Source organism: Marinicrinis lubricantis (assembly GCF_042658665.1).
Lineage (GTDB): Bacteria > Bacillota > Bacilli > Paenibacillales > KCTC-33676 > Marinicrinis > Marinicrinis lubricantis.
In genome coordinates this window covers 1-2,478 of the sequence record NZ_JBHSQV010000090.1, presented here as the reverse complement: position 1 = coordinate 2,478, position 2,478 = coordinate 1, and the positions used below count along the sequence as shown (strand labels likewise).

Sequence of the window (2,478 nt, the reverse complement as noted above, 5' to 3'; positions counted from 1 at the left end):
GTGTAATCGGTAAAATAAAATCAACAGAAAACAACAAATAAGAATGAACACTTTACCCCTCATACTCAACCTCGTATTATTTTGGTAGATAAAACATCAATAGGGTGAGGAAGAGTATGAGACGCTTAGAGAGGTGGCATATGTACTTCTCCATTCAACGAATGAAGCAAGAAGGATTAAAGATTACTCAAATTGCCAGAAGATTGGAGCTATCGAGAAATACGGTGTACAAGTTTATCGAGATGAATCCCGATCAGTTTAGGGAGTATCTGGAGCAGCTAGAGAGCAGAAAAAAGAAGCTGGATAGCTATGAAAAAGCCATTGTAGAGTGGTTGCGGGAGTACCCCGATCTCTCTGCTGCACAAGTACAGGATTGGCTTAAAGAACGGTATCAGGTGGGAAATATCTCTGAAGGTACGGTAAGGAATTATGTGCGAGAGCTTCGGAGCAAGCATGGCATTCCAAAAACGATGCAGATCAGGCAGTACGAAGCGGTAGAGGATCCTCCTATGGGCCACCAAGCTCAGGTGGACTTTGGGGAGACGAAGCTTCGCAACCCGCAAGGAAATCTGGTTCGACTTTGGTTCATCGCCTTTGTGTTGTCTCATTCGAGATATAAATATGTTCAGTGGCAGGACCGTCCGTTCACCACGAAGGACGTCATTCAGATGCACGAAGATGCGTTTTCCTTCTTCGGTGGATTTCCCAAAGAGCTAGTCTACGATCAGGATCATCTGCTCTTAACAAGCGAAAATCATGGAGATCTCTTATTCACCCATGAATTCGCAGGGTATGTGAAGGAGCGAGGCTTCCATATCCGGATGTGCCGGAAGCAAGATCCTGAAAGTAAGGGTCGGATTGAAAATGTCGTGAAGTATGTCAAACGAAATTTTGCACGTCATCGCTTGTTCAGTCACGTGGACAAATTGAACGAGGACTGTGTTGCCTGGCTTCATCGTACAGGAAATGCTTCGATGCATCATACAACGAAAAAAATACCGGCCGAAGTGTTTGCTCTTGAAAGGGAGCACCTCCGCCCGGTCCACACAAAAATAAACCCGTTACCATCAAGTATAACAAGGACCGTTCGGAAGGACAACACCATTTGGTATGAAGGAAACCGCTACTCCGTCCCTTTGGGAACCTATGACGGAACAGATAGACGAGTGGGCATTCAGGTAACCGAAGCTAACCAATTGAACATTTACGACGTGGAGACTGGTCAGGTTCTGGCGGAACATCCACTTGGATCTGGCAGTGGAAAACTCATTCAAAACACGAACCACAAACGGGATCGAACCAAGGGAATAGCCGCTTACATCCGGACGGTAGCCGAAGCATTCCCTGTTCCAGAGACGGCCGCGCCCTTTCTCCATGAGATTTACAAACGAAAGCCAAGGTATATCCGTGACCAACTACAGCTCATTGGGCGGGCATTAGAAGGGGCAGATTCCAAAGCGGTAGAGAAAGCCCTCCATTACTGCGTGAAGCATCGGTTATACCGGGCGACGGATTTTGCAGATGCCGTAGAACACTACAAACGGCCACAGCAGCAGACATCCGTTTCCCAGGCCCCTGTCAAACCGCTTATGGACACCGATACAAATAAGCGACAGGTAAAGCCTCAAGTTCGGGATTTTTCCGCCTACAAGGCAATTCTTTCAGGAGGACAGCGATGAGTGAAGCAACGTTTGAGCTTAGACAGGCCTTACGCAATCTAAACTTAACCGAGGCCGCGCAAGTCATTGAACAGACGCTGATGGACGCGGAATCCAAGGAATGGACATGTCGTCAGTTTCTCGGGCAGCTTCTACGGCACGAAATAAACCGCCGTGAGGAGAAACAGCTTGCCAAGCGATACCGATGGGCACTTTTGCCGGAGATCAAAACGTTGGACGAGTTCCGACTCGAAGAACAGCAGTCGCTTAGCAAAAGGCAACTCAGCCAACTGCGAGAGTTACTTTGGCTGGAGCAGAACTACAACCTCATCTTCCTTGGTCCACCTGGCGTCGGCAAGACACATCTTGCGATTGGCCTTGCCGTGGAGGCCCTAAAGAAGGGTTACAAGGTTAGCTTTGTGACCATGGACGCACTGGTTCAACTGCTAAAAACGGAGGCCATTTCAAGGGCCTCCCAATACAAAATGAAGCGGATTTACCGATCTGACCTTGTGATCATGGATGATCTTATGTTTATGGCAATGGATCGGATCGAAGCGAACTTATTCTTTCAATTCGTAAACAAGCTCTACGGCCAAACCTCCATCATCCTTACGTCGAACAAGGGGCCTGAGGAATGGGCCGAGTTGCTTGGTGATCCTGCAATTACAACGGCGATCCTAGACCGCATCCTACACAAGAGTGAAATTATTCAGCTGCAAGGTGACAGCTACCGGCTCAAACATCGGCAAACGATTTTCAGCTAAAAAGTGTTGAATCTTATTTATCGAAAAATGTTCAAAAGGACTTGACGGTTACA

The 2,478-nt window shown here is 47.5% G+C and carries 2 protein-coding genes; both read left to right on the top strand.

Features of this window, described 5'->3' with window-relative positions; all coding sequences use genetic code 11:
* The first annotated feature begins 116 nt into the window (after positions 1-116).
* Positions 117-1,679: an IS21 family transposase gene (gene istA, locus ACFPXP_RS08245; RefSeq protein WP_379893757.1), complete on the top strand. Its 1,563-nt coding sequence runs from the start codon at positions 117-119 to the stop codon at positions 1,677-1,679.
* Positions 1,676-2,425, top strand: a complete 750-nt coding sequence (istB, locus tag ACFPXP_RS08240; RefSeq protein ID WP_379893756.1) for an IS21-like element helper ATPase IstB — start codon at positions 1,676-1,678, stop codon at positions 2,423-2,425. The genes istA and istB overlap by 4 nt, the downstream gene beginning before the upstream one ends.
* Positions 2,426-2,478 lie beyond the last annotated feature (53 nt).